6 protein-coding genes and 1 tRNA gene are annotated in these 6,721 nt (G+C 66.1%); 2 read left to right on the forward strand and 5 right to left on the reverse strand.

The genetic code is table 11. The features are described 5' to 3' along the window. Positions 1–231: 231 nt before the first annotated feature. From JCM17207_RS07795 to JCM17207_RS07805, 3 genes are all read right to left on the reverse strand, one after another. Positions 232–308, reverse strand: a tRNA-Met gene (locus JCM17207_RS07795). A 153-nt stretch (positions 309–461) separates the two neighbouring features. Further along, positions 462–1,535, reverse strand: a complete 1,074-nt coding sequence (locus JCM17207_RS07800) for a DUF4349 domain-containing protein (protein WP_238317048.1) — start codon at positions 1,533–1,535, stop codon at positions 462–464. After that, positions 1,522–2,010, reverse strand: a complete 489-nt coding sequence (locus JCM17207_RS07805) for an RNA polymerase sigma factor (RefSeq protein WP_238317049.1) — start codon at positions 2,008–2,010, stop codon at positions 1,522–1,524. Before JCM17207_RS07805 ends, JCM17207_RS07800 begins: the two co-directional genes overlap by 14 nt. Before the next feature lie 327 nt (positions 2,011–2,337). Here JCM17207_RS07805 and eno point away from each other — a divergent pair, with 327 nt between their 5' ends. Continuing rightward, a complete protein-coding gene (gene eno / locus JCM17207_RS07810) occupies positions 2,338–3,639 on the forward strand; it encodes a phosphopyruvate hydratase (protein ID WP_238317050.1) in 1,302 nt (433 codons plus the stop codon). 69 nt (positions 3,640–3,708) lie between these two features. Further along, positions 3,709–4,137, forward strand: a complete 429-nt coding sequence (locus JCM17207_RS07815; RefSeq protein WP_238317051.1) for a cupin domain-containing protein — start codon at positions 3,709–3,711, stop codon at positions 4,135–4,137. A 66-nt stretch (positions 4,138–4,203) separates the two neighbouring features. Here the strand turns inward: JCM17207_RS07815 and JCM17207_RS07820 are convergent, their stop codons facing one another. Together JCM17207_RS07820 and JCM17207_RS07825 are read right to left on the reverse strand one after the other, a co-directional pair. Further along, on the reverse strand, positions 4,204–5,067 hold the full coding sequence (locus JCM17207_RS07820; RefSeq protein ID WP_238317052.1) for a tocopherol cyclase family protein: 864 nt from the start codon (positions 5,065–5,067) through the stop codon (positions 4,204–4,206). Continuing rightward, positions 5,048–6,490 carry an FAD-dependent oxidoreductase gene (locus JCM17207_RS07825; RefSeq protein ID WP_238317053.1) on the reverse strand — a complete coding sequence of 481 codons (1,443 nt, stop codon included), beginning with the start codon at positions 6,488–6,490 and terminating at the stop codon, positions 5,048–5,050. The genes JCM17207_RS07820 and JCM17207_RS07825 overlap by 20 nt, the downstream gene beginning before the upstream one ends. Positions 6,491–6,721 lie beyond the last annotated feature (231 nt).

A 6,721-nucleotide genomic window follows, 5' to 3' on the forward strand; every position in this document is an offset into this window, starting at 1 on the left:
CGTTCATTTTGAATGACCTCCCTTTGCTTGGTTGTGCAGTTGGCAGACCGCACTTCTATTTTAAGCAAAGGGAGTTTTTCTGTCACCATGATCGACATAAGTCTTTTTTAGAACCACTCGCCTAGCGAGTGGTTTTCGTTATACAAAAAGAGCCGCCGTTTTTCCACGGCGGCTCTTTTCGATTGGGCTGTAAAGAAAAACAGGATGAACAAAATCGTTCATCCTGTTTGGTGGTTGCGGGGGCCGGATTTGAACCAACGACCTTCGGGTTATGAGCCCGACGAGCTACCAGACTGCTCCACCCCGCGATATCGCTCAGAAGCTTTATCGCTTGCTGCTCAAGTATAATACCACAGGGCGGGGGCATTGTCAAGGGTTTTCCGAAAATTTTCTTTTGCCGGGTTCGGGCCGCAAAAAACCCGCCGGGCTCCCGGCGGGTTTTCTCTCTTTTTAAGCAGCGATCAGCGGCCCAGCTTCTTATTGCGGATGCGCCGCCAGCCGAAGAAGCCCCCCGCCGCCCCGGCCAGGATCAGCACCACCGGCCAGGCGCCGGCCAGCCAGACCACCAGGTTCTGGACTCCCTCCACGAAGGCGTCCCAGCCCCGGCCAAAAGCGCCGGTCAGGCGCTGGCCAAAGCCCTCCTCCGAGGGGGTGTAGGTCTTGACCTCGTTCAGATAGACGTTGACGGTGCAGCTCTCCACCTGGTCGTCGTACCAGTCCAACTGACGCTGCCAGCTCTCCAGCTGGTACTGCACGTCCGAGAGGCTGGACTCGATTTCCAAGAGATCCGCCACCGTCTCGGCCCCGGCCTGCAGCTCCAGCAGCCGGGCCCGCTGGGATTCCAAATTCTCCAGCCGGGCGGCCACGTCCATGTACTGGGCGGTGACGTCCTCGGCCTGCTCGCTGCGGCTCACCAGGTTGCCGGTGCCGGCCGCCGCCGACAGGAAAGTCTCGTAGTTTTCCTCCGGTACCCGGAGGCGGAGGTTCAGGCTGCGGGCGGACTCGGAATAGGTAGACTCGTCGCAGGATTCCATGTAGCCCCCGGCCTCGGCCAGAGCGGCCTCCAGCGCGGCCCGGGTCTCGTCGTAGTTCTTGGTCTCCAGGGTCAGGCTGGCGGTGTAGATGATCTTGGTCTGCTGGGAGGCGTCCACCCCGGAACGGCTCTGGAGGGTGGTTTTATTGGCGGCTGCATCCATGGACACCCCCGCCGCCTCGGGGCTGGCGAAGGTGGAGTAGTTGTTGGTGGAGGCATAAGCCGCCTGGCTTGCCTGGCCCGCGCCGGCGGAACCCAGGCCCACCCGCAGGCCGCCCCCCAGCACCACGCCGCAGCAGGCGACGCCCACCGCAAAGCAGGCCGCGAACCCCGCCAGCCGACGCATGGGGAACCGGATGGCCTTGCCCTTCTTTTTGGTCTGGGCGGGCCGGGCCGCCGGGGCCTCGGGGGCCGCCCCGGCCTGCATGGCCAGCAGCCGGGCTTTCAGATCCTCGGGGGCGTGGAGCTCGTCCACCTCCATTTTATATTCATACCACCTCATCTTCGATCTCCTCCTTCAGCATTGTATGTAGCAGGCCCCGGCCCCGGCGCAGCCAGCTGAGCACCGTGTTGGCGGGGGCCCCCAACAGCCGGCCGATCTCCGCCGCTGTGTACCCCTCGTAGTAGTGGAGGTAGATGGCGTCCCGGTAGTTGTCCGGCAGAGCGCGCACTGCATCCAGCACGCTGCCGTCGGCCTGGGCCGGCGCCGGGATGGTCTCGTCCAGTTCGGTGTCCTTCTGGTAGGAGGCCCGGGTCAGATCGTGGCAGCGGTTGATGGTCACCCGCAACAGCCAGGCTTTCAGGTGTTCTTCGCTCTCAAAATTGCCCGGGTAGCGCAGCAGCTTTTCGTATACGTCCTGCACCACGTCCTCCGCGTCCGCCGCGCGGCTGCAGTTGTGCATCGCCGCCCGATAGACTGTATCGCTGTACCGTTCGACGGCCAGCGCAAAAACATTCTTTTTATCCAACTGCCCCATGGTTGCTCCGCTCCTTTGACGGTCCTTTGGTCGGGTGCTCGATTGGGCCTTGTACTCTCTACACGTTTCAGTGCGGCGAGAAATTGCACCCCGGGACCAGACTTTTTCTCACGTTGCGCCCTTTGCCGGCGCGGGAAACTATATGCTATCTATTGTATCATGCCCCGGCCCAAAACAAAAGAGGCTTTTCCATCCAGAAACGCCGTCCCATCCGCCGGGGGCGGCATAACCGCCCGGGGCCCGGCCCATTCTAAAGGTATCCCCTGCCCCGGCCGGAGGCGGTTTTGGCCCCCGGCGGGGCGGGATCACAACGGAGGTAACATTGGTATGAATTCCCTCGAAATTGTACAGGTGACCGGGCGGGAGATCCTGGACTCCCGGGGCAACCCCACCGTGGAGGCCGAAGTCCGGCTGGCGGGCGGGGCCCTGGGCCGGGGCTGCGCCCCCAGCGGCGCTTCCACCGGCGCCTTTGAGGCCCACGAGCTGCGGGACGGCGAGCCGGGCCGCTACGCCGGCAAAGGCGCCCGCCGGGCCGCCGAGAACATTTCCACCGCCCTGGCCCGGGCGGTGACGGGGCTGGACGCCGCCGACACCTATAAAGTGGATGCCGCCCTCCGCCAGGCCGACGGCACGCCGGAAAAATCCCGGCTGGGGGCCAACGCCATCCTGGCGGTTTCCATCGCCGCCTGCCGGGCGGCAGCCGCGGCCCAGGGGGTGCCCCTCTACCGGTTTTTGGGCGGGGCGGCGGCCACCCGGCTGCCGGTGCCCATGATGAACATTCTCAACGGCGGGGCCCACGCCGCCAACACGGTGGACACCCAGGAGTTTATGATTATGCCGGTGGGGGCCCCCACCTTTCAGGAGGGGCTACGGATGTGCGCCGAGGTCTACCACGCCCTGGCCGGGCTGCTGAAAGCCCGGGGCCTGGCCACCGCCGTGGGGGACGAGGGCGGTTTCGCCCCCGACCTCTCGGGGGACGACGAGGTGATCGAGACCCTGCTGGCCGCCATCCAGAAAGCGGGCTACACCCCGGGGCGGGATTTTGTCCTGGCCATTGACGCGGCGGCCTCGGAGTGGAAAGACCCCGCCAAGGGCCCCGGCCATTACAAGCTGCCCAAATCCGGCACCGAGTACACCGCCGCCGAGCTGATCGACCACTGGGAGGCCCTGGCCGCCCAGTACCCCATCCGCTCCATTGAGGACGGGCTGGACGAAGAGGACTGGGCCGGTTGGAAGGAGATGACCCGCCGCCTGGGGGGCCGGGTCCAGCTGGTGGGGGACGATCTGTTCGTCACCAACCCCGCCCGGCTGGCCCAGGGCATCGGGATGGGGGCGGGCAACGCCGTACTCATCAAGCTCAACCAGATCGGCACCGTCTCTGAGACGTTGGAGACCATCCATATGGCCCAGAAAGCGGGCTACGGGGTGGTGGTCTCCCACCGGTCGGGGGAAACCGAGGACACCACCATCGCCGACCTGGCGGTGGCCCTGAACGCCGGCCAGATCAAAACCGGCGCCCCCTGCCGCAGCGAACGGGTGGCAAAATACAACCAGCTCTTGCGGATCGAGCAGACCCTGGGCCCGGCGGCGGTCTACCCGGGGGCCGGGGCCTTCCAGATCCCCCTCTGAGGCGCGGAGGCACACCGCCGCCGGGGGCTGCATAGCATGGGATACCCTATCGGAAAGGAGGAATATCCCATGAGCTGCAACCATTGCCCTTATGGCTGTGACACCACCGATCACGGCCCCAACCCCTACGCCACCAATATCCTCTGCGCCGCCCGGCAGAACGAAAACTTCCGGACCGCGCTCTGGACCGGCACCTACCTGCAGATGACTCTGATGAGCATCCCGGTGGGCGGCGAGATCGGCCTCGAGATGCACTCCGATGTGGACCAGTGCATCCGGGTGGAGGGCGGCAAAACCACCGTCCGGATGGGCAAACACAAATGCCATCTGGATCTGGAGTGCACCCTGAACGTGGGGGATGCTGTCTTTGTGCCCGCAGGCACCTGGCACAACATCACCAACGCCGGGAGCTGCCCCCTGAAGCTGTCGTCCATCTACGCCCCGCCCCAGCACCCCTGGGGCACCGTCCAGCCCGAGCCGGAAGACTCTGACTGCTGACGCCCCTCTCTGAGGGCAAAAAGCGCCCCCGGTGCGGCAAACGCTGCGCCGGGGGCGTCTTTGTGTTTAATATTCGTATTCGAAGGCGGCCCGGGAGGCGGCCAGTTCCAGCACCGTCCGATCCCCGTCGGTGAGGCGGTAGCGAGCCCGGCAGGCCACATTCTCCCGGATGGTGCGGGTCATGGCCCCCGAATCCGGGGCACGCAGGGGGCGGGCGGTCTCCTCGAGGCAGGCGGCGGTAAAGGTCAGCGCCCCCTGCCGGACGGTGATCTGGCCGCCGGCGATCGCCCCGGCCCGGGCCCCCAGATAGGTGGCCAGCCGGTATTCGGCCCCCGCCAGCTGGACGATCCCGATCACCCCGGTGAACCGCACCGGCCCCAGGGGAATCTCGGCCGCCGAGAGCATCAGCGCCCCGCCGGGGAAGGAGCACTGGGTCCAGAGGTACTTTTGGGGGAAGGACCGGCCCCGGTCCCCCTCGATATAGCCGGTCCCCCGGTCGAAGCGGTATTCCTCCCCGTTGAGGGTGAGGGCCCCGGTCACGGTATGGCCCATGCTGTACACCCGGTGGCGGCACTCCATCCCCGGCACCAGGCAGAAGGGCCCCATGATGTCATACCCCAGCCGGGCGGGGGGCCCGAACCGAAGCTGGCCCCGGGCGGTGAGCTCGGGGGTTTTCAGATTCAGGGACAGCCCCCGGCCGCAGAAATAGTTTTGCCCCACCACCGCCCGGGGCCGGGCCCAGGCCAGGGCGGTCTCGGCCCCCGAAAAAGGGATGTTCCAGTTTTGCCCCTCGGTGATGATCTGGAGCGAGCCGGTCCGCTCCCCGCCCGAGGCGCCCGATGCATGAATCGCCGGGATCAGGGCCAGGGTCTTTTCCCCCGACTGGCAGCGGAAATACCAGCCGCAGAATTCATTCTTCCGTTCCATCATGGCAGATCTCCTCCTGAGCGGGGCCCGAAATCAGATGCCCGAACCGGTCGAACCGGGAGCCGTGGCAGGGGCAGTCCCAGCTGCCCTCGTCGGGGTTCCATTCCAGCTGACAGCCCAGGTGGGGGCAGCGGATGTCCACCGGGTAGAGCACCCCTTCTTCGTCCTTGTAAACCCCCACCTTCTCCCCGTCCAAAAGGACGATGCCCCCCTGGCCGGGATGGATCTCGGCCGCCGCCCCGTCGGGCAGCTGGAACAGCCGCCGTACCAGGCCCTTGACCGCCTGGCCCCCCTGGGAGGCCATCTCGGAGATTTCCCCGGCCTCAAACCGGCCGGGGTCGAACACCGGGGCCCAGGGGTTTTCGATTCCGCAGATCTGGTCCCGCAGGAGCATGGCCGCCGCCATGGAGGTGGTCATCCCCCATTTGCAGAAGCCGGTGGCCACATACCAGTCGGGGCGGCTGGGGGCGAAGGGCCCGATAAAGGGCACCTCGTCGGGGGTCATGCAGTCCTGGGCCGACCAATGGGCCGCCTCCCGGCAGCCGGGGAACCACTCCTTCGCCCGCTGGCGCAGCCCCTCGTACCTGCCGCCGGCGGAGTTTTCGCCGGTGCGGTGGCTCCCGCCCCCCAGGAGCAGCCAACGCCCCGCGCTCCGCAGGGTATAACCCTCCGGCCCGGGGCAGAAGTAGACGTCCTCCAGGGCGGGGGCGTGTTCCAGCGCCAGCAGGTAAGCCCGCTCCTGGTGCATCCGGGCGAAATACATCCCCGGGAAGTTCACAAAGGGGTAATGGCAGGCAAAGACCACCGCCCCGGCTTTGACGGTGCCCTGGGGGGTATCCAGCAGATTCCCCTCCACCCGTCGGACGGGGGTGTTCTCGTAGATGGTCAGCCCCTCGGCCATGGCCCCCAAAAACTTGAGGGGGTGAAACCGGGCCTGGCCGGAAAACCGCACCGCCGCCGAGGCGGGCAGAAACGCGGGCAGATCCCGGGTGAAATCCGCCGCTAACCCCAGCCGCCGGGCGGCCTGGAGTTCCTGTTCCAGCTCCTCCTCCGGGGCGCAGAGGCAGGCCCCGCAGGGGGTGTAGTCGCAGTCGATCCCCCGCCCGGTGATGAGCCGGTGGTATTCTTTTAAAGCTGCCTGGTTGGCCAGGGCGTACTGTTCCGCCTTTTCGGCCCCCAGCCGGTCGATCAGTTTGTGGTAGATCAGCCCGTGCTGGGTGGTGAGCTTGGCGGTGGTGCCGCAGGTTTGGCCGCTGCCGGTGCGGCCGGCTTCCAGCACCACCACCCGGCGGCCCGCCTCCTGAAGCGCCGAGGCGATGAGCACCCCCGCCATACCCGCGCCGATGACGGCGATTTCGGTCTCAAGATTCCCCGGCAGGGCCGGCCGTTCGGGGAGGGTGCAGCGTTTCGACCAGATGGATTCCATACTCCGCCTCCAAAATTTCGGGTTCTTTTGGGTTAGTGTGGCCGGGCGGGGGCGGCGGTATGCCCCGGGGGCGCAAATAATAATCCCCCGGCATAGCCGGGGGTTTTTCATATGCGGGCATAGCCCTAGAATACTAGCCACGCGTCACGTCGCGTAAGTACGATCTGCCAGCCGCGAAAGATTTGTTACTTCCCGCCCGTAAACGGGCAATTCAGCTTACTGCTTGCCCAT

Source organism: Faecalibacterium gallinarum, from assembly GCF_022180365.1.
GTDB classification, from domain to species: domain Bacteria; phylum Bacillota; class Clostridia; order Oscillospirales; family Ruminococcaceae; genus Faecalibacterium; species Faecalibacterium gallinarum.

What these genes read in the sequence shown, in the direction of transcription:
- JCM17207_RS07800 (WP_238317048.1), bottom strand. Translation starts at nt 1,535, where the DNA reads ATGAGGTGGTATGAATATAAAATGGAGGTGGACGAGCTCCACGCCCCC.
- JCM17207_RS07805 (WP_238317049.1), bottom strand. Translation starts at nt 2,010, where the DNA reads ATGGGGCAGTTGGATAAAAAGAATGTTTTTGCGCTGGCCGTCGAACGG.
- eno (WP_238317050.1), top strand. Translation starts at nt 2,338, where the DNA reads ATGAATTCCCTCGAAATTGTACAGGTGACCGGGCGGGAGATCCTGGAC.
- JCM17207_RS07815 (WP_238317051.1), top strand. Translation starts at nt 3,709, where the DNA reads ATGAGCTGCAACCATTGCCCTTATGGCTGTGACACCACCGATCACGGC.
- JCM17207_RS07820 (WP_238317052.1), bottom strand. Translation starts at nt 5,067, where the DNA reads ATGATGGAACGGAAGAATGAATTCTGCGGCTGGTATTTCCGCTGCCAG.
- JCM17207_RS07825 (WP_238317053.1), bottom strand. Translation starts at nt 6,490, where the DNA reads ATGGAATCCATCTGGTCGAAACGCTGCACCCTCCCCGAACGGCCGGCC.